18 protein-coding genes are annotated in these 24,249 nt (G+C 53.0%); 13 read left to right on the top strand and 5 right to left on the bottom strand.

Features of this window, described 5'->3' with window-relative positions:
* The first annotated feature begins 37 nt into the window (after window positions 1-37).
* The 4 genes from ABD920_RS24705 to ABD920_RS24690 all read left to right on the top strand — a co-directional run bounded on the left by ABD920_RS24705 (window position 38) and on the right by ABD920_RS24690 (window position 5,054).
* Entirely contained in the window at window positions 38-796 is a 759-nt protein-coding gene (locus tag ABD920_RS24705) for an HAD family hydrolase (RefSeq protein WP_345163757.1), read from the top strand.
* A 6-nt stretch (window positions 797-802) separates the two neighbouring features.
* Entirely contained in the window at window positions 803-1,636 is an 834-nt protein-coding gene (gene otsB, locus ABD920_RS24700; RefSeq protein ID WP_345163754.1) for a trehalose-phosphatase, read from the top strand.
* Window positions 1,629-4,031: a glycoside hydrolase family 65 protein gene (locus ABD920_RS24695; RefSeq protein ID WP_345163751.1), complete on the top strand. Its 2,403-nt coding sequence runs from the start codon at window positions 1,629-1,631 to the stop codon at window positions 4,029-4,031. The genes otsB and ABD920_RS24695 overlap by 8 nt, the downstream gene beginning before the upstream one ends.
* A 78-nt stretch (window positions 4,032-4,109) precedes the next feature.
* Window positions 4,110-5,054, top strand: coding sequence for a 1-phosphofructokinase family hexose kinase (locus ABD920_RS24690; RefSeq protein ID WP_345163748.1), 945 nt, complete (start codon window positions 4,110-4,112; stop codon window positions 5,052-5,054).
* Window positions 5,055-5,188: 134 nt separating this feature from the next.
* Here the strand turns inward: ABD920_RS24690 and fbaA are convergent, their stop codons facing one another.
* From fbaA to ABD920_RS24665, 5 genes are all read right to left on the bottom strand, one after another.
* A complete protein-coding gene (gene fbaA / locus ABD920_RS24685) occupies window positions 5,189-6,268 on the bottom strand; it encodes a class II fructose-bisphosphate aldolase (RefSeq protein ID WP_345163745.1) in 1,080 nt (359 codons plus the stop codon).
* Between the two features lie 362 nt (window positions 6,269-6,630).
* Window positions 6,631-8,190, bottom strand: a complete 1,560-nt coding sequence (locus ABD920_RS24680; protein ID WP_345163742.1) for an ABC transporter permease/substrate-binding protein — start codon at window positions 8,188-8,190, stop codon at window positions 6,631-6,633.
* On the bottom strand, window positions 8,187-9,161 hold the full coding sequence (locus ABD920_RS24675; protein ID WP_345163739.1) for an ABC transporter ATP-binding protein: 975 nt from the start codon (window positions 9,159-9,161) through the stop codon (window positions 8,187-8,189). Before ABD920_RS24675 ends, ABD920_RS24680 begins: the two co-directional genes overlap by 4 nt.
* A gap of 443 nt (window positions 9,162-9,604) precedes the next feature.
* Window positions 9,605-11,020, bottom strand: a complete 1,416-nt coding sequence (locus tag ABD920_RS24670) for an exonuclease domain-containing protein (RefSeq protein WP_345163736.1) — start codon at window positions 11,018-11,020, stop codon at window positions 9,605-9,607.
* Between the two features lie 123 nt (window positions 11,021-11,143).
* Window positions 11,144-12,280: an AI-2E family transporter gene (locus ABD920_RS24665; protein ID WP_345163733.1), complete on the bottom strand. Its 1,137-nt coding sequence runs from the start codon at window positions 12,278-12,280 to the stop codon at window positions 11,144-11,146.
* A gap of 343 nt (window positions 12,281-12,623) precedes the next feature.
* Between ABD920_RS24665 and ABD920_RS24660 the strand changes: the two genes are divergently transcribed.
* The 9 genes from ABD920_RS24660 to ABD920_RS24620 all read left to right on the top strand — a co-directional run bounded on the left by ABD920_RS24660 (window position 12,624) and on the right by ABD920_RS24620 (window position 24,218).
* A complete protein-coding gene (locus ABD920_RS24660; RefSeq protein ID WP_345163730.1) occupies window positions 12,624-14,489 on the top strand; it encodes a DNA topoisomerase IV subunit B in 1,866 nt (621 codons plus the stop codon).
* Window positions 14,482-17,235, top strand: coding sequence for a DNA gyrase/topoisomerase IV subunit A (locus tag ABD920_RS24655; protein WP_345163727.1), 2,754 nt, complete (start codon window positions 14,482-14,484; stop codon window positions 17,233-17,235). Before ABD920_RS24660 ends, ABD920_RS24655 begins: the two co-directional genes overlap by 8 nt.
* A gap of 65 nt (window positions 17,236-17,300) precedes the next feature.
* Window positions 17,301-18,089 carry a tetratricopeptide repeat protein gene (locus tag ABD920_RS24650; RefSeq protein ID WP_345163724.1) on the top strand — a complete coding sequence of 263 codons (789 nt, stop codon included), beginning with the start codon at window positions 17,301-17,303 and terminating at the stop codon, window positions 18,087-18,089.
* A gap of 130 nt (window positions 18,090-18,219) precedes the next feature.
* Complete coding sequence (locus tag ABD920_RS24645) at window positions 18,220-19,317, top strand: tetratricopeptide repeat protein (protein ID WP_345163721.1); 1,098 nt, start codon at window positions 18,220-18,222, stop codon at window positions 19,315-19,317.
* A 7-nt stretch (window positions 19,318-19,324) separates the two neighbouring features.
* Window positions 19,325-21,262, top strand: a complete 1,938-nt coding sequence (gene thrS / locus ABD920_RS24640) for a threonine--tRNA ligase (RefSeq protein WP_345163719.1) — start codon at window positions 19,325-19,327, stop codon at window positions 21,260-21,262.
* Between the two features lie 79 nt (window positions 21,263-21,341).
* Window positions 21,342-21,905 (top strand): translation initiation factor IF-3, encoded by a 564-nt coding sequence (infC, locus tag ABD920_RS24635; protein WP_345163880.1) that lies wholly within the window; start codon window positions 21,342-21,344, stop codon window positions 21,903-21,905.
* A gap of 23 nt (window positions 21,906-21,928) precedes the next feature.
* Window positions 21,929-22,123, top strand: coding sequence for a 50S ribosomal protein L35 (gene rpmI / locus ABD920_RS24630; RefSeq protein WP_345163716.1), 195 nt, complete (start codon window positions 21,929-21,931; stop codon window positions 22,121-22,123).
* Between the two features lie 83 nt (window positions 22,124-22,206).
* Window positions 22,207-22,551, top strand: coding sequence for a 50S ribosomal protein L20 (gene rplT, locus ABD920_RS24625; RefSeq protein WP_345163713.1), 345 nt, complete (start codon window positions 22,207-22,209; stop codon window positions 22,549-22,551).
* Window positions 22,552-22,949: 398 nt separating this feature from the next.
* Window positions 22,950-24,218: a pyridoxal phosphate-dependent aminotransferase gene (locus ABD920_RS24620; RefSeq protein ID WP_345163710.1), complete on the top strand. Its 1,269-nt coding sequence runs from the start codon at window positions 22,950-22,952 to the stop codon at window positions 24,216-24,218.
* Window positions 24,219-24,249: the final 31 nt, after the last annotated feature.

Genomic DNA, 24,249 nt, shown 5'->3' with positions numbered 1-24,249 from the left:
TTTACAAAGGTACTGACAGTGATAAATTTTGCCGGCGATGCTGATGACTTCTGATCCGTTAGCGCGGTTACTTAAAGAGAAAAATATTAAAGCCCTGATTCTGGATATGGATGGGGTGATTACGCAAACGGCTAAACTACATGCCGCAGCCTGGAAGCGGATGTTTGATGACTACCTGCTGCAACGTGGCAAGGAGGAGGGAAAGATATATGAACCGCTGCAGATTGCCACAGATTACAGGCAGTATATAGACGGCATCCCGCGCTACGACGGGGTGCGCAATTTCCTGACCTCCCGAGGGATCGTGTTGCCAGAGGGAGCAGCGGCGGATGTGCCCGGCACTGAAACAGTGGCTGGTTTGGGTAATCGTAAAAACCTGTATTTCCAGGAACTGGTGCAGCAGGGCGGAGTAGAAGCATATGCCGACACCGTGCTTTTTCTGAAACAAAAAAAAGCGCAGGGCTTCCGCACGGCAGTGATATCTGCAAGCAGGAACTGCCAGGCAATACTGGCAGCAGCACAGCTGGAGGAACTTTTTGAGGTGCGGGTAGACGGCGTCGTGGCGGCTGAACTCGGGCTGAAGGGGAAACCAGCCCCCGACATTTTTCTGGAGGCTGCGCGGCAACTGGGGGTGCCTGTCCATGAGTCGGCTGTTTTTGAGGATGCCATCTCAGGGGTACTGGCAGGCAAGGCGGGTGGATTCCCTCTGGTGGTGGGCATCAACAGAACAGGCCAAGCAAAAGAATTAACCGAACACGGTGCCGATCTGGTGCTGGATAAATTTCCTACAGAATAAATACTTATGAAAAACCAACCAAACTCTTTCGCTCAGAGATACGAGGCAAAAGACCTTCCCTCTGCCCTGGCAGATGTGGCGAAGCTGATAAACGGTAAAAAGCCGGCTGTTTTTCTGGACTATGACGGCTGCCTGAGCCCCATTGTGAAAGACCCTGACAAAGCCGTGATGACGGAGGAGATGCGCGATACCCTGCGTCGGCTCGCTGATGTCTGCAGCGTCGCTGTGGTCAGCGGGCGCGACCGCGCCAACGTCGAGAAACTGGTGCAACTGGATAACCTGTATTATGCCGGCTCCCACGGCTTTGATATCTCCGGACCCAACAACATGCACACCGAGCCTGGAGGGGCTAAAGAAGCCATTCCTGCCCTCGACAAGGCAAATATAACGCTGGACGAGCGCCTGAAGGACGTGGAGGGGGTGCTGGTGGAGCGGAAGCGCTATGCCATCGCCGTGCATTACCGCAACGTGCCCGAGGACCAGGTAAATCGCGTGCTGCAGGTAACAGAGGAGGTGATTGCCCAGCATCCGGAGCTGAAGAAAGGCCCCGGGAAGAAAATCATGGAGCTGAAGCCGAACCTCGACTGGCATAAAGGCAAGGCGGTGCTTTGGCTGATGGAGGAGCTAGACCTGAACCAGCCGGACATTCTGCCGATCTACATCGGGGATGATATCACGGATGAGGACGCTTTTGCCACTTTGCAGGGCCAGGGCATCGGCGTGATGGTTGGGGAGCACGATGAGCAGACTGCTGCAGAGTACCGCCTCGAGGATGTGGACGAAGTACAGGTATTTCTGGAGGCGCTGACACAAACTATTAAGAAACAGCCGCATGTATGACTGGAAAATCATATATGAAAACTGGGTGCCGGAAGAGCAGCCGCTGCGGGAAGCGCTCTGTACCTTAGGAAATGGATACATCGCCACCCGCGGGGCCTTTGAAGAAACCACAGCCGACGAGAAAGTGCACTACCCGGGCACTTACCTGGCAGGCGGGTATAACAGGCTGATGTCTGAGGTGGCGGATCGGAAGATCGAGAACGAAGACCTCGTGAACTGCCCCAACTGGCTGCCCCTTACATTCCGGCATAAAGACGCTGAGGAGTGGTTTGATCTGGAGAAGGCGGAGCTGATCAGCTTTCGGCAGGAGCTGGATATGAAGCAAGGGCTACTGGAGCGAAGAATGCACTTCAGGGATAGCGCGGGCCGTGAGACCTCACTCCACAGCCGGCGCTTGCTGAGCATGGCGAATCCGCATGTGGCGGCGCTGGAGTGGGAACTGACGCCGATTAACTGGTCCGGCAGAATCGAAATTAAGAGCGCGCTGGATGGCCGTGTGATTAACAGCGGCGTGGCGCGGTACCGTGCACTCGCCAGCAAGCATCACGAACCGCTGCAACAGGGGCATCAGAACGATCATATCGTCTTTCTGGAAGTGCAAACGATCCAGTCTAAACTGCTTATGGCCCAGGCTGCCCGCACGCGGGTATATATACAGCCGGATGGTCAGTCAGTAAATTATTCCACGCAGCAAGAGCAGGGGTATATAGCCCAGCTTTTTGATGTCGCTTGCGAGCAGCGGCAGCCTGTGCGCGTGGAGAAGGTCGTGCAAATCCATACCTCCCGCGACAAGGCGATCACGGAGCCACTGCAGGAGGCCTGCAAGAACATAGAAAGGCAAGGCAGCTTTTTACACCTGCTCGAGCAGCACAAACGCGCCTGGCAGCGTCTCTGGAATCGCTGTGACCTGATGATTGCCTGCAATAACCAGGCGCAGGATATTCTGAGACTGCACATCTTTCACCTGTTGCAAACAGTTTCGTCAAACACCATCGGCATGGATGTGGGCGTGCCTGCCCGGGGGCTGCACGGAGAAGCGTACCGGGGCCATATTTTTTGGGACGAGCTGTTCATCTTTCCTTTTCTGAACCTCCGCTTACCAGAATTAACGCGCGAGCTGCTGCTTTACCGTTACCGGCGTATGCCCGAGGCTATATTTGCCGCTTCGCAAGCAGGGTACCGTGGCGCTATGTTTCCGTGGCAGAGCGGCAGCAACGGTCGCGAGGAGAGCCAGGTCATCCACCTGAACCCCAAGTCTGGGCGCTGGCTCGCGGACCATACCTACCTGCAGCGGCACATCAGTGCGGCCATCGCCTACAACGTCTGGCAATATTACCAGGCAACGGAAGACATGGAGTTCATGACGTTCGTGGGTGCTGAAATGATTTTCAACATTGCCCAGTTCTGGTCTACCATCGCGGTGCTGAACAAGGAAAGCGGCCGGTATGAGATACACAAAGTGGTGGGGCCGGATGAATACCACACGGATTACCCGGATTCTGAGGAGTCAGGTCTGAAGAATAACGCCTATACCAATATCATGGCCGTTTGGGTGATCCAGCGTGCGCTCCAGCTTTTCCAGATGATTGACGACTCGCGCCTCGGAGAGCTCTTCCAGAAGCGGAATATCTCTGATGCCGACATCGAACGCTGGCGTGACATCAGCCTCAGAATGTACGTGCCCTTCATCGGGCAGAGCAACATCATCGCCCAGTTCGACGGCTATGAGCAGCTGAAGGAGTTTCCGTGGGAAGTGTACAAGAAAAAATACGGCGAAGCTATGCGGCTGGACCGCATTCTGGAAAGTGAGGGCGATAACGTGAACCGGTACAAAGCGAGTAAGCAGGCTGATGTGCTAATGCTTTTCTACCTGTTCTCCTCTGAGGAACTCCTGCATATATTCGAGCTCCTGCAATATGACTTCAAAGCGGAAAGCATCCCAGAGAACGTGGCCTACTATTCACAGCGCACCTCGCATGGCTCCACCCTCAGTAAGATTGTGCACTCGTGGGTACTGGCCCGCTCTGATCGCAAGCGAGCCTGGAATAATTTTCAGACAGCATTGATGAGCGATGTAGAGGATATTCAGGGAGGCACCACCGCAGAGGGGATCCATTTGGGGGCAATGGCAGGTACTGTAGACCTGGTGCAACGAAGTTTTACAGGTTTAGAGATACGCGACAACGTGCTATGGCTAAATCCCGTTCTACCAGAGGAAATCAGCTGTCTGGAATTTCAGCTGCGATACCGCGGCCATTGGATCTCCTTGAAAGTTACCCACGAGAAAGTTTTAATCAGTGTTGACAAAGGCTGGTTCAAAGAGGTGTTGATCGGTGTAAAGGGAAAGGTGTACACCTTCACGACGGGAGACCGGAAGGAGTTCGAAATCAGCTAACGAAGAAATGTAAGAGCCGCAGCCTGTTTCCATTTTCGGATTTCAGCAAAACGGCATTGATTTATATATAACTAACGAATGAACGAGATCATCACCATCACACTTAACCCCGCTTTAGATAAAAGCACCTATGTGAAGCATGTGCAGCCGGAGAAAAAGATGCGCTGCAAAAACCCCTTTTATGAGCCGGGCGGTGGCGGCGTGAATGTGTCACGCGCCATCAAAAAACTGGGCGGAAATTCCTGTGCCTGGTTACTGGCGGGCGGGCCTTCAGGAGAAAAGCTCTGCGAGCTGCTTCAGAAAGAAGGTGTGCATTTCAAAACTGTAAAAATCAAGAACTGGACCCGTGAGAACCTGATGGTGATGGAGGAGAACTCTGGCAACCAGTTCCGTTTTGGCATGCCGGGCCCCGAGGTGGCTGAAGAGGAGTGGCGTCAAGTTTTGAACTGGCTGGAGGAAATGGCAGACGAAGAGCTGCCCAAATACGTCGTGGCCAGCGGAAGCCTCCCCCCGGGTGTACCGGACGACTTTTACCTGCAGGTGGCGGAAATCGCCAACCGCCGGGGCTTTCGCCTGATCGTGGATACCTCGGGCAAGGCGCTGGTAAAAGCGGCAGGGGAGGGTGTGTACCTGCTGAAGCCCAACATGCAGGAACTGCCTACCCTGGTCGGGAAAGAGGAGGTTTCGGCGCTGGAGCAGGAACAGATCGCAAAACAGGTGGTGAGCGAGGGCAAATGCCAGGTGCTGGTTGTTTCACTGGGGCCGCGCGGGGCCATGCTCGTCAGCAAGGACGGGCATGTCAGCTATATCGTGTCGCCTGCCGTGAAGCAGCAGAGCGCCGTGGGGGCCGGCGACAGCATGGTGGCCGGCATGGTGCTTAGCCTGATAAGAGGCTGCAGCCTGGATGAGGTGGTGCGGTACGGTGTGGCAGCCGGCACAGCTGCCACCATGACGCCAGGGTCTGAACTCTGTAAGAGGGAAGACACAGAGGAAATCTACAAGTGGCTTTTAGAGCACAAGTAGCCTGAACAATCAGATGTACCTGTAGTAAAGAGGGAGGCAAAACAGATATAGGTTCATTAGAAGAAACAGTCCTATATAAAACAGAAAAGGTGGAGCCAAGCTCCACCTTTTCTGTTTTATATAGGACTGTAGAATTAAGCGTTGCGATTGATCGCGTTCAGGTCTGTGAAAGCCTCTTTTAAACGGGTAATGAAAGTCTTCTCGCCTTCACGCAGCCATACACGCGGGTCATAAAACTTCTTGTTCGGAGAATCCTCTCCCTCCGGATTGCCGATCTGTGTCTGCAGGTAATCTTTCTTGGCGTCTATATAGTCACGGATACCTTCTAAAAATGCCCACTGCATATCCGTGTCAATGTTCATTTTTACGGCGCCGTACTCGATCGCTTCCGTGATCTTCGCCTTTTCAGAGCCGGAGCCGCCATGGAACACAAAGTTCACCGGGTTCGGTCCTTTACCGTACTTCTCCTGGATAAACTGCTGTGAGTTCTTCAGGATCTCAGGGCGCAGCTCTACGTTACCGGGCTTGTATACGCCGTGCACATTGCCAAACGCAGCCGCAATGGTAAAGCGGTCGCTGATTTTATTCAGCTCCTCATAGGCAAGGGCCACTTCTTCCGGCTGCGTATATAGGCGGGCGCTGTCTACATCAGAGTTGTCCACCCCGTCTTCTTCGCCGCCAGTTACGCCAAGCTCAATCTCTACCGTCATGCCGATCTTGTTCATGCGCTCGAGGTATTTGGCGCAGGTTTCGATGTTTTCCTGGATGTGCTCTTCGGAGAGGTCCAGCATGTGCGAGCTGAACAGCGGCTTGCCGTGCTCCTGGAAGTATTTTTCACCTGCATCCAGCAGACCGTCTATCCAGGGCAGGAGCTTCTTGGCGGCATGATCCGTGTGCAGGATCACAGGAACGCCGTAAGCCTCTGCCATGATGTGCACGTGGTGCGCACCTGAAACAGCGCCGGCGATAGCGGACTTCTGCAACTCATTTGCCAGCCCCTTGCCGGCATAGAACTGCGCACCGCTGTGCGAGAACTGCACAATCACAGGAGAATTCACCTCTCTTGCCGTTTCCAGCACAGCATTGATAGAGTTTGTGCCGATGACGTTTACTGCCGGTAAGGCAAAGTTATTTTCATTGGCATACTTGAACAGTTCTGTTACTTCTTCCCCGTACAATACGCCAGCTCTGAATCTTTTTTTTGTTTCGCTCACAGTTTATAATGATTAAAGTTTTGACATTTTCAATTGATCCTATTCTTTCTTACGATGCTGCTAAGGAATCAACTACCCGTAAATTTACTATATAGTTTAGAATTAAGGAAATCAGCCCCTGATTTATATTAACGGCAGCTGCCACCTGCCGGTAAGGAGGGTTTATATATAACTGCAAAGCGGCTTCTGTCTGAAAACATTTGAACTACTCTTTAGCGGTTTTACCGCCAACGCAATTAGGAGACGCTGTCATTCGGATGGGCTGTCTCTGGTGATATCGCGGAAGACTCTGATAAAGTACCAGAGAGTGTCTTTCTTTAAGGGGCTTGTACCCATCATAGGTTCTACGAGCGTAGGCGTTGCTAAGGGGCAAGGTGGTTTTTCAGGTCGGATATAGTGCGGATGTTAAGTTTCGCCGCCTGCTCCTCTCGCATCATCAACGCATACGTGTTGTTAAAGCCCAGGGGCGGCAGCCATATGATATGGTACTTCTCCTTAAACTGCCCCGCGACATACTTATATACAGCGTTGTTGTCTGCTGACAAAGTTGTTGCCAAGGCCGGAGGCGTGTTCAGAATCACCTGCAGGCCGGTGCCGGTGTACTCGGGGTATATGTCTATTTCGCCTGCCGCCAGTGCATCGAAGCAGATCTTAGTGCCGCCTAACCCGGTTTGCGCCGTCACCTGCAGGTCGGTGTAGCCCCGGATCAGTTGGGTGAGCATTTCGGTGAGAATGTATTGCTCGGTAAAGATTTTGGAGCCCAGCCGGATGGTTTCGCCTGCCCCGTTGCGCGAGGGCCGCCACAGTCCCCGATGCTGCAGGAACCGCTGCGCCACCTGCTCCGGCGATTCCTTTTCAAAATCGACCTGGTAATTGAGGGCTGTCATCGTGGAATCGTTGATGGTGCCGCTTAGCATGTGGAGCACCTCCAGCAGTTCCGGGTGTTGTGCCAGTACCGGCTCGCGTGCCATGAAGGCCGCATAATAGGGTGGGAAAGAAAGTTGGTCGTCTTCCAGCACCCGCAGCTTGTATGTTTTGATTTTGCCGTCTGTGGAGTAGCCGTCTATCACATCCACGTCTCCCTCATATACTGCCTTATATACCAGCGCAGGCGCCATGATCACGGTATTGAGCTTGAGTCCGTATGTAGCTTTCAGCCCGGGATAACCATCGGCGCGGCCGGCAAACTCCGGGCTGAGACCCGCCTCAAATTTGTCTTTGTTCGGCAACAGGTAAAATGAGGAAAGCGCCGGTAATCCCAGGAAAAGCAACAGCGAAACCGGGCGCAGGAAATGCAGCCGCATATGTTGCAGGCGTGCAAGCAGAAAATCCACAAGCACGGCCAGCAGGGCAGCCGGGATTGCGCCGGCCAGGATCATGGGGGTGTTGTTCAGGGCAATACCCCCGAAGATGAACTCACCCAAGCCCCCCGCCGCTATATAAGCCGCCAGCGTGGCCACGCCCACATTCAGCACCGCAGCGGTGCGGATACCGGCAAAGAGCACCGGTAGCGCTAGTGGCAACTCCACCCGCGTCAGCAGCTGCCAGTCGGTCATGCCCATGCCGCGGGCAGCTTCCTTCACCGTCGCATCGACCTGTGTTACCCCCGTAAAAGCATTGCGGATGATGGGTAGCAGCGAGTACAGGAATAGTGCAAATATTGCGGGCTCCGGTCCAATGCCCAGCACCGGGATCAGGAAGCCGAGCAATGCGATGCTCGGGATGGTTTGCAGAATACCCGCCACCCCCAGCACGGCCCCGGCTGCTTTTTTATAGCGCGTGATGAGCAGGCCCAGGGGCAGCCCGATCAGCACCGCCAGCCCAAGGGATATAAACGTAAGGCCGATATGCTCAAGTGCCTGCTCCAGCAACTTCCCGGCCTGCAGCTGTAAAAAAGCCCAAAGGTCCTGCAGGAGTGTCATAAGCGCAAGGTAGGAGTGAGCCGGGCTACTGCGGACAGCAGCTCTGAAACGGAAGCGGACCGGGCAGGGGCATCGGTTGCAGACTGCAGAAAAAGGTCTTGCGGCTTACCCGCAGCTGACAAGCGTTGCATGGCCTCTAACACATTGGCAGTATCCGGTAAAATAATCGTGTTTGGAGCACAATCCGAAGGCGCAAGGGGTAAAAAAGGGCGGAGCTGGTGCAGGCGCAGCACCTGTAGCTGCAGCTGAAAAAGGTGCTCCTGCAGGAAGTGTGTCACGAAAGCATTGGCGGGCTGAAACACGAGCTCCTGCGGCGTGCCCAACTGCTGTACCTTTCCGGCGTCCATCAGGCAGATGCGGTCTGCCAGCTCAAAAGCCTCCTGCACGTCGTGGGTCACCAGCACTGTAGTTTTATGCAGCAGCGCCTCCAGACTTTTGAATTCACGCCGGATGTTGTTGCGCGTGATAGGGTCGAGCGCCCCGAATGGCTCATCCATCAGGATCACGGGCGGGTCCGTGACCAGGGCCCGGGCCAGCCCGACCCGTTGCTGTTGCCCGCCGCTCAGCTCGTGCGGGAATTTGAAGAGAAACTGCTCCGGAGGCAGCCCAAGCAACTCCAGCACCGCCCGCGTGCGTGCTTTCGTATCGGTTTTATCCCAGCGCAGCAGGCGCGGCACCACCGCGATATTCTCCTGTACGGTATAATGCGGAAACAGCCCGGCTCCCTGAATGACATAACCGATCTTCCGGCGCAGTTCCTCCGGCTTTTGCGATCTGATGTCTGCGCCGGCTACTTCTATATGCCCGGATGAAAGGTTCTCGAGGCGGTTGATGAGTTTAAGGGTGGTGGTTTTGCCGCAGCCGCTGGTGCCCAGCAGCACCACCGTTTCACCTTCTTTCACCTCCAGCGTCACCCCATCCACAGCGGCTGTTTCACCATATCGTTTTGTTACATTGCGGAGCCGGATCATGCTGTTTTGGTGCTGATTTATATATACTGAACCTTTTACGGAAGAAGGCCAATTTTGCTGAATGACACCCGGTGATTTAGATTAAAAGTGAAATTTCAGACATTATATTGGTTCCGTATCAAAAGTTTCCAGGGACTCTGGCGAAGCGGGCGGAAGGGGCAACCTGACGGGCAGTGGCTGGTGGTGGGCTTTATATATAACCCAAGTAGCTATATATAGCTGGTTGATTTTTTAGATCGTAAACCCACCCTGGCACCAACCTAAAGGGTATCTTCCGCAGGAGTCGTTTATTTATCTCCTTGCAGAGGTTGGGGTAGTTGATAGTTTAAGTAGGTAAATTCAAGTTGGCCTTGATCATATAACCTGAACAACGGCAGTTATGAAAACTATCTATATTGCCATACGCCCATTTATATCAAGTTAAATGTGTTAGATACCTGTTATCAGTCAAAAACAATAACCTTATCCTTGTGCTTGCTGCGCATATGGCCGCGGATGATCTGCTGGATATCCTTGTTGTCGTTGTACCGCTTGATGACGCTTTTCATGTCTTCGAAGGAGTGCGCAGCGAAGGTCTCATCCACGAAACCAAAGCCGAGGTAAGTGCCTTGCTCAACCACCACCACAGATTTCTCCCCGGGCTCACGGCCTTTGCCTATAATCACAAAACTGTTGTGCTCGAAAGTGAAAGACTCAATAGCGGCATCCACGCGCTTGTTATATTCCTCCGGGCTCTCCTGGCCGATGCAGGCGCCGTTGCACTGGTGCACCTGGTAATCGAAGCAGGCGCCGTTCGTTTTATACAAATCACAGAGTTTCTGGCAAAGGTTATACTTGCCTACTTTGTGGTACAGGAACCCTTTCGCCTTAAATTGGTTCGAAAGGGCGATGATGGGCGTCAGGCTCACATTGGCTGCTTTGTTCACGCTGCCGAAGGACAGGCGCTTATACCCGTTGCCGTCTTCATATACAAATATGCCGGTATTGAACACCGAGCGGCGCTGCTGCCGGTTATACTGCGGTTTCATCCGCTTTATCTCCGCCGACTCAAACAGCAAAGCCACCAGCTCGTTTCCCATTACCTCGTAGGTAATGTCGGCGATGCTGTTCTTAAAGTCCAGCGATTTCCGGCTCTTGTAATCGATGTTAAAGTGCTGGATGATCCGCTTTTTGATGTTGATGCTCTTGCCGACGTAAATCACCTCGCCCGCCTCGTTGTGGAAGTAGTATACGCCCGGCACCATCGGCAGCGCATCCACCTGCTCCCGGCGGATGGCCGGGGGCAGCAGCGAGGTTTTAATCTCCTCCTTCAGTACCTGCGTCGTATGATCGGCGGCCATGTTCATGTTGCCGTCCACCATCGGGCGATTAATCTTCAGGAGCTTATCAAAAAGCACGGCCGTTGCCTCGGCGTCGCCTATGGCACGGTGGCGCTGTTTTAAGTCAATGTCGATGCTTTTACAGAGCTTGCCCAGACTGTAAGAGGGCAGCCCCGGAATAAGCGAGCGGCTGAGGCGAACGGTGCAGAGCGTTTTGCGTTGGAAAGTGTAGCCCAGGTCTGCGAACTCTTTCTTTATGAAGGAATAGTCGAAGCGCACGTTGTGGGCAACAAACACTTTGCCCTCCGTAAACTCCACGATCTCCTTCGCCACCTCGTAAAACTTGGGTGCGTCCCGAACCATCTCGTCCGTTATGCCGGTCAGGTTGGAAATAAAATAGGGGATGGGGCGCTGGGGGTTGATCAGCGTATTATACTGGTCTACAATTTTCTGTCCGTCGTGGATGAAAATGGCAATTTCCGTGATTTTATCCTGAGCAGGCTGGCCGCCCGTGGTCTCAATGTCTATGATAGCGTACAAGTTGCTAATGTTTTGGGCTTCTGAATAGGAGCAGCGGCAAAAGCCGGCAGCTTCTATGCTAACCAATTTAATTAGTATTCCGTTTCAAAACGGCCGCAATGCCAAAATGCATTTAACCGCATCTCAGTCCCCGCTTTTTTTGCCGCGCCCCAGCCCGTTCAACACCTCGGAAAAGAAGCCCTTCACTTTGCCTTTGTGCTTTTTCCTGTTCACGTCATCTATGTCTGCCAGTAGGAAGCCCAGTGGCTCCAGCGGCGGGTAAGAGTCAAAGATCACCTTGAGCATCGCAATCACGGGCAGGGCCATGATCATGCCAGCGGCCCCCCATATCTCACCTCCCAGCAGCAACGCCACGATGGCCGCGAATGGGTTGATGCTCACCTTGGAGCCCACAATGAAGGGGGTGATGAAGTTGCCCTCCAGAAACTGCACAAACGCGAAAACCGCCACTACCAGGATAGCATCAAAGAGGTGGCCGGTGGTGGCCAGCGTGATCAGCGCGGGCAGCAGCGAGCCGATCAGGATGCCTATATAAGGGATAATGGTCAGGATAGAGGCGAACACGCCAAAGAAGATGGCATACTTGACGCCCAGCAGCAGCAGGCCCGCCGAGTTCAGCAGCGACACCACCACGATCACGATCATCAGACCGGAGATATAACTCTGGACTACGCGCTGGATGTCGATGATGGTATGGATCAGGCCGCCGCGCTTGTCTTTCGATACCAGCTTGAACAGGAACTGCTCCAGGTGGTCGCGGTAATAGAGCAGGCAAAACACATAGATGGGTACAACTGTGAAAGCCGCCAGGAATCCGGTTGTCAGGGAGATGGTGCTGCCCAGGAAGGTGGTGGCGATGTCCTGCAGGCTGGTGATCATGTTGCGGACGAGGTCCGTGCGGTTGGAGGGCTGGATGCCGAACCTCTCATACAAAAAGCCCTGAACGCGCATAACCAGGTCGCTGATGTTTCCGCTGATCGTATCGAGCTCTGAAGTCAGGCCCATGAGCTGCGACGACAGAAACCAGATCAGGAGCCCCAGCACCGTCACCACCAGGATGATACTGGTGATGATCGCGATGGGCCGCGGGATCCTGAATTTCTCAAGGTCGCGGTTCAGCGGAAGCAGCAGCAGGGCGAAAAGCAGCGAGAAAGCCAGGGGGGCAAAAACAGACTTGAACATCTGCAGCAGCCAGATCAGCAGGATAAGACCCAGCAGGATAATGACAGCTTTAAAATAATTAGGTAATTTTATCTCCATTTACGTGGTTCTTGCTCTTCAGGTACAGTCAGGTATTAAAGTTGCTCCCCAAAGTAAAGCAAAAGATGCGGCACACACATATATAAATTCATATCTAAGAGTGCTAATTAAATTAGTTTTTACTGGAGCGATTTTATAAAGTATATGTGAACTTCTGGGTCAAATTTAGGGTTAAATTTGCTTGGAAGCTACAGAATTTGTATATTTGACTAATAAAATTAGTATTCATGGGGGAGCTTTTCGCTTTTGCGGGGAGGCAGGAACTAATTTTGGTGTCTGGTCCCTTATAATTTTCTATATTTCCGATTGATTTTACCTCAACAACTACACTTACGCTTAAAGAATGGCAGAGTTAGCGCAAAATAACTACAACGAAGACAGTATCCGGTCGCTGGAGCCGCGCGAGCACATCCGGCTGCGCCCTGGTATGTATATCGGCAAACTGGGTGACGGGTCATCGGCGGATGACGGAATCTATATATTGGTGAAAGAGGTGGTCGATAACTCCATTGACGAGCACGTGATGGGGCATGGCAAAACCATTGAAATCAAGATTTCTGACCATAAAGTGCAGGTGCGGGACTATGGCCGTGGCATTCCGCTGGGCAAGGTGATTGACTGTGTGAGCAAGATCAACACCGGCGGCAAGTACGACAGCAAGGCTTTTCAGAAGTCGGTGGGCCTGAACGGGGTGGGTACGAAAGCGGTGAACGCGCTCTCCAGCCAGTTTCGGGTGCAGTCGGTGCGCGACGGGCAGATGAAGGTGGCTGAGTTTGAGCAGGGGGTGCTCACGCAGGACTACGACCTGCAGGAGACGAACCAGCGCAACGGCACGCTCACTTCCTTTATGCCGGACGAGGCGATCTTCAAGAACTTCCAGTTCAACCCGGATTACCTCGAGAACCAGATGTGGAACTACGTGTACCTGAACGCCGGCCTCACCATCAACTTCAACGGCAAGAAGTTCTACTCGGAGAACGGCCTGCTGGACCTGCTGCGTAACAAGGCAGACGAGGAGAGCATGCGCTACCCGATCATTCACCTGAAGGGGCAAGACATCGAAATCGCCATCACGCACGGCAACGACTACGGCGAAGAGTATTATTCTTTTGTGAACGGCCAGTACACGACCATGGGCGGTACGCACCTGGCGGCCTTCCGCGAGGCGGTGGTGAAAACAGTGCGCGATTTCTATAAAAAGGACTATGATGCGGCGGATATACGCGGCTCCATTGTGGGCGCGATCTCGCTGCGCGTGCAGGAGCCGGTGTTTGAGTCGCAGACCAAGACGAAACTGGGCTCTATTGACATGGGGCCGGAAGGCCCGGCGGTGCGCGCCTATATAAACGACTTTGTAAAGGAGCACCTCGACAATTACCTGCACAAAAACCCGGCAACAGCCGAGGCGCTGAAGAAGCGCGTGGAGCAGAGCGAGCGGGAGCGAAAGGATATGGCCGGCGTGAAAAAGCTTGCCAACCAGCGCGCCAAGAAAGCAAACCTGCACAACCGCAAGCTCCGCGACTGCCGCATGCACTTCAACGAAGACAAGCATGAAAACGCGCTGCTGTCCACGCTCTTCATCACGGAGGGCGACTCGGCCAGCGGCTCCATCACCAAGTCCCGCAACGTGGACACGGAGGCGGTATTCAGCTTGCGCGGTAAGCCGCTCAACTGCTATGGCCTGAAGAAGAAAGTGGTATATGAGAACGAGGAGTTTAACCTGCTCCAGCACGCCCTGAACATCGAGGAAGGCCTCGAAGGCCTGCGTTATAACCGCGTAGTGGTCGCCACCGATGCCGACGTGGATGGGATGCACATCCGTTTGTTGCTGCTCACGTTCTTCCTGCAGTTCTTCCCCGACCTGGTAAAGAACGGCCATGTATATATACTGGAGACGCCGCTGTTCAGGGTGCGCAACAAAAAAGAGACTATTTATTGCTACAACGAGACGGAGAAGCAGGAAGCCATCAGCAAGCTGGGCAAGCGCCCGGAGATTACCCGCTTCAAGGGGCTAGGGGAGATCTCTCCGGAAGAGTTCGGGAAGTTTATCGGCGACAACATCAAGCTGAAGCCGGTGATCCTGCACAAAGACACGACGATACAGAAAATCCTGAGCTATTACATGGGCAAGAACACGCCGGAGCGACAGGGCTTCATTATCGACAACCTGAAGATTGAGAAAGATATAGTAGAGGAATTATATGCATAACGACGAGCTGAACAACGAAGAATTAAACCACGAAGACGATCTGGAAGTCACCTTTTCTGATGGAGAAGGTGAGTTGATCCATAATGTTACCCCGGTAGCCGGCCTTTATGAAAACTGGTTCCTCGAGTATGCCTCTTATGTAATTCTGGAGCGTGCGGTGCCAGCCATCGAAGACGGCCTCAAGCCGGTGCAGCGGCGCATCCTGCACGCCATGAAAGAGATGGACGACGGCCGCTTCAACAAAGTGGCGAACGTGATCGGGCAAACCATGCAGTACCACCCGCACGGAGACGCCTCCATCGGCGATGCCATGGTGAACCTGGGGCAGAAGGATTTGCTGATCGAGACGCAGGGAAACTGGGGTGATGTGCGCACCGGCGACAGCGCGGCCGCCCCGCGTTATATTGAGGCCCGCCTCTCCAAGTTTGCGCTGGATGTGGTGTTTAACCCGCAGACGACGCAGTGGCAGCTGAGCTACGACGGCCGCAAGAACGAGCCGGTGACGCTGCCTGTGAAATTTCCGCTGCTGCTGGCGCAGGGTGTGGAGGGGATCGCTGTGGGCTTGTCCACGAAGATCATGCCGCACAACTTCCGCGAGCTGATCAAAGGCTCAATCGATGTCCTGAAAGGCCGTACCACACAGCTCCTGCCGGATTTCCCGAACGGGGGCCTGGTGGATATCACTAACTACAACGCCGGCATGCGCGGCGGAAGGATTCGTGTGCGCGCCACCATTGAGAAGGCAGATAAATCAATGCTCATCATCCGGGACGTACCTTATGGCATCACGACGACCGGATTGATGGAGTCGATCGTCAAGGCGAGCGAGAACAACAAGATCAAGATCAAGAAGGTGATCGACAACACAGCGGCTGATGTGGAGATACAGGTGCACCTGCCGCCAGGCGTGTCGCCTGACCTGACGATTGACGCGCTATATGCCTTCACCGACTGTGAAGTGGCCATCTCCCCGAACACCTGCGTGATCATCGAGGACAAGCCGCATTTCCTCAACGTGGATGAGCTGCTCCGCATCTCTACGTTCAAAACCGTGGACCTGCTGAAGCGGGAGCTGGAGATCCGCAAAGCCGAACTGGAGGACAAGTGGCATAACTCCTCGCTGGAGAAAATCTTCATTGAGAACCGCATCTACCGCGACATCGAAGAGTGTGAGACGTGGGAGGCGGTACTTAATGCGATTGACAAAGGCCTGGACCCCTACAAGCCGCTGTTGCGCCGCGAGGTGACCGAAGAGGACATCATCCGGCTGACGGAGATCAGGATCAAACGCATCTCCAAGTTCGACTCCTTTAAAGCAGACGAATATATTCGGAAACTGGAAGAGGAGATGGCTGAGGTGGACGATCACCTGGCGCACCTCATCCGCTACGCCATCTCTTACTTTGAGGGGCTGCTGAAGAAGTACGGGCAGGGGCGAGAGCGCAAGACGCAGGTGAAAACCTTTGATGTGATCAACGCGCAGAACGTGGCCATCGCCAACCAGAAGCTCTATATGAACGCCAAAGACGGCTTCATCGGTACAGGCCTGCGCAAAGATGAGTTTGTGTGCGAGTGCTCCGATATGGACGACATAATTGTATTCCGCAAAGATGGCAAATTTACAGTGACGAAGGTGGCGGAGAAGACATTTGTGGGCAAGGACATCCTCATGGCCGGGGTATATAACAAAAACGACGAGCACATGGTGTACAACATGATATACCTCGATGGCAAGTCCGGGGTGTCGTATGCCAAGCGCTTCTCCGTTAAATCCATAACACGCGATAAGGAATACGACCTGACGAAAGGGGAGAAAGGCTCCAAGGTGCATTACCTCACAGCCAACCCGAATTCTGAGTCAGAGGTGGTGACGATTACGCTAGCGCCTCAATCCACGGCACGCGTGAAGGTGCTGGACTATGATTTCGCGGAGCTGATGATCAAAGGAAAGGGCTCGAACGGGAATATAGTAACGAAGTACCCGGTGAAGAAGGTGGTGCAGAAGAGCCTGGGTGAATCAACACTTGGAGGCCGAGAAATCTTCTATGACGAGGTGATCGGGCGACTGAACACCGAAGGCCGTGGCCGCTACCTGGGCTCATTCAATACGGATGACACGATTCTGGTGGTCTATGAGGACGGCAGCTACGAACTCACCTCCTTCGATCTGGCGAACCATTACAGCGTGGAAAAGATCAAGGTGCTGCAGAAATATGATCCGGAACTAGTCATATCTGCCATCTATTATGAAGGAGACAATAAAACCTATTATGTGAAGCGTTTCAAAGTGGAGACTTCTACGGTAGGCAAGCGCTTCGCCTTCATCACGGAGACAAAAGGATCTCGCCTGGAGGCGGTTTCCACGCATCCGGAGCCGCTCGCAACCATCTCCTTCAAGCGTGACAGGCGCAGCGAGAAAGAGACGGAAAAGCTGCTGCTGAGCGAGTTTATAGATGTGAAAGGCTGGAAAGCGCTGGGCAATAAACTTAACTATTATAAGGTGCTGGACGTAACGCTGCCGAAGATGGAGTCGATTGCGCATCCGGAGGAGGAAAAGTCGAAGGGAAAGAAGACGGTTGCCAAAAAAGGTGCTGCTGCCTTACCCACTGAGTTAAAGGAACTTGCAGCAGAGGCAGCCCGTCTTAGTAATGTTCAACCTCTTGCAGCCGATCACGTAGAACCGGATACAGACGAATCCGCGGCAAAAGCTGAACTTAAACGCAAAAAGCAATTGGATCTTTTTTAGATACTAAATTACCTTATTTGCAGAAGTCCTTTTGATTCCGTAGCTTGTAGAGTGAGAGATTACGTATGAAAAGACTTTTTAGCACATTTATATTTGCAGCCACGCTCTGCATCAGTTCTCCTGCCGCTATGGCGGCAGGAGAATCTGCTGCCGGCTCCGAGCTGCTCTTGCAACAGGCCAAGCAACTCCTGAACAGTTACAAAGACAGCGAAGCGCTGCAACTGTATGAACAGGTGCTGGAGCTTGCTCCCGATAACTTCGAGGCCCTCTGCAAGGCCAGCTTTTTGCACTGCCGCATCGGTGAGCGGTTTACCGACGAGACCTCCAAGATCAACCATTACCTGAAAGCGAAGCAGTATGCGCAGCGGGCATATGCCTTGAACCCGGATGAAGCAGAGTCCAATTATGTGATGGCGCTCTCCACCGGTTGCGAGGCGATGATTTCCGGCCCGCGCCAGCGCCTGATCGACATCAACGAAGTAAAGGGCTTTGTAGATGCAGCCCTTGCGCGTGATAACCGGCACGCCGGTGCGTGGCATATCATGGGGCGCTGGTATTATAAAATGGCCAACCTCAACCTGGCAGAAAAGATCGCTTCTAAAATGCTTTTTGATGGCGTCTGCGGTGTGGCCACAAACGAGGATGCCGCGAAAGCCCTTGAAAATGCCGTTACTTTTGATCCCGGGAACATTCAGTACTATTATGAACTCGCGAGTGTGTACGCCGAAATGAAAAACTCATCTGCCTGCATCGCCACTTTGGAAAAAGCCATTTCGCTCACCTACGAGACGAAAGAGGAACTGGAACTAAGCAGGCGCTGTAAGCTAATGCTACAGCAGCAACAGAGAATATAAGTAACATACGCTATATATAAAAGCCTGCTCCCGGACCGGTGGCAGGCTTTTTGTTTTTAAGCTGCGGCAGTGCGTTGGTGTCGTTTGGTTAAAAAGTTTTAATTTAGCGTTTAAGATGTGCCTTTTAAAAATGATGCAGCCGCACACAGTGCGTTTTTCCCGCCGATTGATGATGTTGGTAGTGCCGTTGCTTTTTGCCTCTTGCAACCTGAAGGAAGGCAACAGGGAACAGATGGTGGACCTGCAGGAGGTGAAAGACGACCCGGAAGCACAACTGAAGCACCTCACGACAGCTATTGGGCAGAGTGCCGGAGACGGTAGTTTATATGCCCGCCGGGCAGTTGTGCTGCTGCGCAAGGGGCAGTTAGAGGAGGCGTTAAATGATGCCGACAAGGCTGTGAAGCTAACGGGAAACGAGCCTTCGAGTCTTTTTGTGAAGGCGCAGGCGCTGCGGGCTCTAGGCAGGCAGGAGGAGGCCTTGCCACTTGCCTTACAGGCTGAGCGGAACTCCTATCAGAGTTCTTCGCTCTATGTGCTCCTGGGCGAGTTGAACCTGCAGAAGGGACAATACGAGCAGGCGCAAATGTTTTTGATCAAGGCGCAGGAACTGGCCCCGCATGATGAGTTCGCTTTTTATTACAAAGGGCGCGTAGCGGAGGCGACCGGCGACACTGCAAGTGCGCTGAAGAACTACCGCCTTGCGCTGCAGCAGGCTCCTGCATTCATGGAGCCGATGCGGGAGCTGAGCGGTTTGCTTGTGGCCCAGAATAGGTTTGAGGAGGCCAGGCCCTATATAAACACCGCTCAAGGCCTGGCGCCAGAAGATGCGCAGCTTTGGTATTTCAGGGGCACAGTGCTGCAGGCAGCGCAAAAGCAGGATAGCGCTTTAGTAGCATATGGCAAGGCAGTTGCCCTAAATGACACCTTAACCGGTGCGCACTATTGGCTGGGGCTTCAAAAGCATAAGCTGGGGGAAAATGAGGCTGCCATCTTCCATTTGCAGAAAGCATCGCCTGCTTATGGCGGGGAGCCTAAATATCTGAGTACCCTGGCCAGCGCCTACGAGCGCAGCGGCCAAAACATCAACGCGCTGGCGGCGTATCGGCGCCTGTTGCAGGTGGCACCGAATAACACGTATGCTTATCAGGCCATCAGCCGCCTGAAAAATAAAATTGCCAAACCAAGGCCTGAAAACACGGGAGTGCAACAGGTCCAGATAGAACAATAGATAAAACATGATTAACATTACACTGCCGGACGGCTCCGTTCGCCCCTATGAGAAAGGGGTAACAAGCTTTGAGATTGCGCAGAGCATCAGCGAAGGCCTGGCGCGGAACGTGCTTGCTGCAAAAGTAAATGATACGGTATGGGACCTGTCAAGGCCCATAGACGAGGATGCAACCGTGCAACTGCTCACCTGGAATGATGATCTGGGGAAGAACACTTTCTGGCACTCCTCTGCCCACCTGTTAGCCGAGGCGCTGGAAGAACTGTTCCCGGGCATTAAATTCGGAATCGGCCCTCCCGTGGAAAACGGCTTCTACTATGATGTGGACCTGGGAGACAGGACTTTTTCACAGGACGATTTTGCGAAGGTAGAGCAGAAGATGCTGGAGTTAGCGCGAAATAAAAATGAGTTTACCCGGCGCGAAGTGTCCAAAGCGGAAGCGATAGAATACTTTACTGCGAAAGGAGATGAGTATAAACTGGACCTGATCAAGGATCTGGCCGACGGCTCCATCACTTTTTATGAGCAGGGAAAATTTGTGGATCTATGCCGTGGGCCGCACCTCCCGAACACCTCTTTTATCAAAGCCGCAAAGCTGATGAACGTGGCGGGCGCCTACTGGCGCGGTGATGAGTCAAAAAAGCAGCTAACCCGCATCTATGGCGTCACTTTCCCGAAGCAGAAGGAGCTGACGGAGTACCTGGAGCGCCTGGAAGAGGCTAAGAAGCGCGACCACCGCAAGCTGGGAAAAGAACTGGAACTGTTCGCTTTCTCTGAAAAGGTGGGCATGGGGCTGCCGCTGTGGCTGCCGAAAGGCACTTTGCTGCGGGAGCGCCTCGAGCAGTTTATGCGCAAGGCGCAGATGCGCGCGGGTTACCAGCCGGTGGTGACGCCCCACATCGGCAGCAAAGAACTCTACGTCACTTCGGGCCATTATGAAAAGTACGGGGCCGATTCGTTCCAGCCGATCAAGACGCCGAACGAAGGGGAGGAGTTTTTCCTGAAGCCAATGAACTGCCCGCACCACTGCGAGATATATAAGACGCGCCCGCGCTCTTACAAGGAACTGCCGGTGCGCCTGGCTGAGTTTGGGACGGTGTACCGTTATGAGCAGAGCGGCGAGCTGCACGGGCTAACGCGCGTGCGCGGCTTTACCCAGGACGACGCCCATATCTTCTGCCGCCCCGACCAGGTAAAGGAGGAGTTCATCAAAGTGATCGACCTGGTACTGTATGTATTCAAGGCGTTGGGCTTTGAGGATTACACCGCCCAGATCTCGCTTCGCGACCCGGAGAACAAAGGCAAATACATAGGCAGCGATGAAGCATGGGCAAAAGCGGAGACCGCCATCATTGAGGCTGCCACCGAGAAAGGCCTGCGCACTGTAACCGAACTGGGAGAGGCTGCGTTCTACGGACCTAAGCTCGACTTCATGGTGAAGGATGCTTTGGGACGCAAATGGCAACTCGGAACTATTCAGGTAGATTATAACTTACCAGAACGGTTCCAGTTGGATTACATTGGTGCCGATAACCAGAAACACCGGCCGGTGATGATTCACCGGGCACCGTTTGGCTCCCTGGAGCGCTTTGTGGCGCTGCTGATCGAGCATTGCGGCGGTAATTTCCCGTTGTGGCTGAGCCCGGAGCAGTTCGCCATCCTGCCGATATCCGAGAAGTACCAGGATTTTGCGCAGGAGGTGTATGAGCGCCTGCAGCAGGATGACATCCGCGGTTTTGTGGATAACCGCGATGAGAAGATTGGCCGTAAGATACGCGACGCAGAAATGCGGAAGGTGTCCTATATGCTGATTGTGGGGGAGAAGGAGCAGGAGAATGGGACGGTGTCGGTGCGCAGGCATGGCGAAGGCGACGTCGGCACCATGCGCGTGGAGGAGTTCATCAGCTTCTTCCAGGGCAAAGTAGACGAGTTACTGAACAAATAAGCAAAGTAATTTTCATTTTAATATATAAATTGCGATATTCGCAGTCTGATTGTAAAAACTAAACTAAGGAGGCAAAACTATAGCTACTCAAAATAGGCGCTACATCCCACGAGGTAAAGTGGAGGAGCCATACAAAGTCAATGAAAAAATAACTGCCCGAGAAGTAAGGCTAGTTGGAGACAATGTAGAGCAAGGTGTGTTCTCGACAAGAGATGCACAACGCATAGCCAACGAGCAGAATCTTGACCTGGTCGAGATTTCGCCCACAGCTAATCCTCCCGTATGCCGCATCATCGACTACTCGAAATTCAAGTACGAGCAGAAGAAGAAAACGCGCGAGATGAAGGCGAAAGCCCAGAAAGTGGTGATCAAGGAGATTCGGTTTGGTCCGAACACCGATGATCACGACTTTGAGTTCAAGCTGAAGCACGCAAAAGGCTTTCTCGAGAGTGGTTTCAAAATAAAATCCTACGTCCACTTTGTGGGGCGTTCCATCGTCTTCAAGGAAAGAGGCGAGATCCTGCTGCTCAAGTTTGCGCAGGCGCTGGAGGATGTGGCGAAGGTAGAGCAACTGCCAAAGCTGGAAGGGAAAAGGATGTTCCTGATCCTGTCGCCGAAGGTGGCGCCTCCGGCCAAGAAGTAAATTTTTAAATCAATTATATACCCATGCCAAAAGTAAAAACTAAATCTGGTGCAAAGAAGCGTTTTACTTTGACAGGTACTGGCAAAATCAAGCGTAAGCACGCTTACAAAAGCCACATCCTGACTAAGAAAACGACGAAGCAGAAGCGCAACCTTACTCACATCGGCCTTGTTAGCTCAGCTGACACCGACAGAGTGAAAGCAATGCTTAACATTTAATTATTACAGGTTAATTATCAGTACGAACCCAGTGCCTGGTCTTTTAAAGATTCTATAATCACCAGTCGCTAAAACCAAAAGAAATGCCTAGATCAGTCAATGTCGTAGCAGCACGACACAGAAGAAAGAAAATAATGAAAATGGCCAAAGGTTACTTTGGCCGTCGCAAAAACGTTTGGACAGTTGCGAAAAACGCAGTTGAAAAAGGCTTGGGCTATGCCTATCGCGACAGAAAAGCAAAGAAGAGAGACTTCAGAGCGCTTTGGATCCAGCGTATCAACGCCGGTGCCCGTGAGCACGGTCTGTCTTACTCAGTGCTGATGGGAGCCCTGAAGAAGGCCAACATCGACCTGAACCGCAAGGTACTCGCTGACCTGGCGATGAACCATCCGGAAGCTTTCAAAAGCATCGTTGAGAAGGTAAAGTAATTTACTCGAACATATAGATACTGGAGGGCTTAGCGTGTTGCTAAGCCCTTTTTGTTTATATCCCGAATGCACTCCTATATAAGTTATACTGAGCAATGGCAGCGTCGTTCATTTTCTGAAAAATAGGATCAACGCCACCTTGGCCGAGCGCCTGCAGACTACGGCGCGGCATGAAATTAAGCGGCACCAGCGAATTTGTGATAGATAATTAAACGGATTTGCCACATTTAGCAGGCAGTCAATAGCCCGATAGTGCAGGAAGCCTAAAATTGGAGCTGCTATTTAATTTATCATATAGGCAACTAATACGGCGGATGTTTGCTATTCCTGCAGAATTCATCTGCTGGGAATGACAAATAAGTCAGTTAGCAATAGTATATTGGAAAAATTTTGTGAGCATGATACATCGAAGCGACAGGCTTCACAACGTTACTTATGAACTGCGTGGGCCGGTATATGAGAAATCGAAAGAGCTTGAGCGACGGGGGCATACAGTCACCAACCTCAATATAGGCAACCCGGCACCTTTTGGGTTTAACGCCCCGGCCGAAGTGATTCAGCACATGGCGCTTAACCTTGGCAATGCACAGGGATACTCTGACCATAAAGGTCTCTTAAGCGCGCGCGAGGCCGTAAAGCGCTACTATGAAGGAATTGGGCTGCAGGGAGTGCAGGCTGATGACATTTTCCTGGGCAATGGGCTGAGCGAACTGATCATGCATGCGGTGCAGGCGCTGCTGAACGACGGCGATGAGATGCTGATACCGTCCCCGGACTACCCGCTCTGGACTGCTGCCGTGTCATTTTCCGGCGGTAAGCCCGTACATTACATTTGCGACGAGGCATCAGGCTGGTTCCCGGACATCTCCGATATCAGGAGCAAAATTACGCTCAGGACCAAGGCTATCGTCCTCATCAACCCAAACAACCCGACTGGGGCCGTTTATTCGAAGGAACTGCTGCAGGAGATTGTGGATGTGGCGGAGGAGCACAACCTCATCATTTTCTCTGATGAGATCTATGATAAGATTCTGTACGATGGCACTGTGCATATACCCACGGCGACGCTGACAGATGCGGTGCTGTGCATCACGATGAGCGGACTCTCCAAGAACTACCTGGCAGCCGGTTTCAGGGCGGGGTGGATGCTGCTGAGCGGGGCAAAAGCAAAGGCAGCGGATTATATAGACGGGCTGAACACACTGGCCAGCCTGCGCGTTTGCAGCAATGTGCCGGCGCAGTACGCCATACAGGTGGCCCTGGAAGGCACACCCTCGGTTCGGGACCTGGTGTTGCCTACCGGGCGCCTTGGCCAGCAGCGGGCAGTGTGCTATGACAAACTGACGGCTATTCCGGGTATATCCTGCGTTAAGCCAATGGGCGCTTTTTATATGTTCCCCAGAATTGACGCCAAAAAATTTGCGATCCACAATGATCAGCAGTTTGTGATTGACCTGCTGGCGGCGCAGCATATATTCGTGGTGCAAGGGAGTGGCTTTAACTGGCACAAGCCCGATCATTTCCGGATTGTGTACCTGCCACCAGTGGAAGTCCTGAGCCAGACGGTGGATAAAATGGCCCTATTCCTAAGCACTTATAAACAGGCACCAAAATCGAGCACAGAAAAAGATCCGGTGCTTTCGTTGTCGGTTCAGGTATTGGAGTAAATCGGCCTGACTTTATATATGGCAAAAGCCG

It is taken from the genome of Pontibacter saemangeumensis (assembly GCF_039541895.1).
Lineage (GTDB): Bacteria > Bacteroidota > Bacteroidia > Cytophagales > Hymenobacteraceae > Pontibacter > Pontibacter saemangeumensis.
The sequence above is the reverse complement of the archived record's forward strand: the minus strand, read 5'-3'. Positions and strand labels throughout refer to the sequence as shown.

Excerpts from the sequence above, each read along its gene's own strand:
- ABD920_RS24675 (WP_345163739.1), bottom strand. The coding sequence starts at position 9,161 with ATGATCCGGCTCCGCAATGTAACAAAACGATATGGTGAAACAGCCGCT.
- ABD920_RS24695 (WP_345163751.1), top strand. The coding sequence starts at position 1,629 with ATGTATGACTGGAAAATCATATATGAAAACTGGGTGCCGGAAGAGCAG.
- rplT (WP_345163713.1), top strand. The coding sequence starts at position 22,207 with ATGCCTAGATCAGTCAATGTCGTAGCAGCACGACACAGAAGAAAGAAA.
- ABD920_RS24650 (WP_345163724.1), top strand. The coding sequence starts at position 17,301 with ATGAAAAGACTTTTTAGCACATTTATATTTGCAGCCACGCTCTGCATC.
- otsB (WP_345163754.1), top strand. The coding sequence starts at position 803 with ATGAAAAACCAACCAAACTCTTTCGCTCAGAGATACGAGGCAAAAGAC.
- thrS (WP_345163719.1), top strand. The coding sequence starts at position 19,325 with ATGATTAACATTACACTGCCGGACGGCTCCGTTCGCCCCTATGAGAAA.
- rpmI (WP_345163716.1), top strand. The coding sequence starts at position 21,929 with ATGCCAAAAGTAAAAACTAAATCTGGTGCAAAGAAGCGTTTTACTTTG.
- ABD920_RS24665 (WP_345163733.1), bottom strand. The coding sequence starts at position 12,280 with ATGGAGATAAAATTACCTAATTATTTTAAAGCTGTCATTATCCTGCTG.
- ABD920_RS24645 (WP_345163721.1), top strand. The coding sequence starts at position 18,220 with ATGATGCAGCCGCACACAGTGCGTTTTTCCCGCCGATTGATGATGTTG.
- ABD920_RS24660 (WP_345163730.1), top strand. The coding sequence starts at position 12,624 with ATGGCAGAGTTAGCGCAAAATAACTACAACGAAGACAGTATCCGGTCG.
- ABD920_RS24690 (WP_345163748.1), top strand. The coding sequence starts at position 4,110 with ATGAACGAGATCATCACCATCACACTTAACCCCGCTTTAGATAAAAGC.
- ABD920_RS24705 (WP_345163757.1), top strand. The coding sequence starts at position 38 with ATGCTGATGACTTCTGATCCGTTAGCGCGGTTACTTAAAGAGAAAAAT.
- ABD920_RS24680 (WP_345163742.1), bottom strand. The coding sequence starts at position 8,190 with ATGACACTCCTGCAGGACCTTTGGGCTTTTTTACAGCTGCAGGCCGGG.
- ABD920_RS24655 (WP_345163727.1), top strand. The coding sequence starts at position 14,482 with ATGCATAACGACGAGCTGAACAACGAAGAATTAAACCACGAAGACGAT.
- ABD920_RS24620 (WP_345163710.1), top strand. The coding sequence starts at position 22,950 with ATGATACATCGAAGCGACAGGCTTCACAACGTTACTTATGAACTGCGT.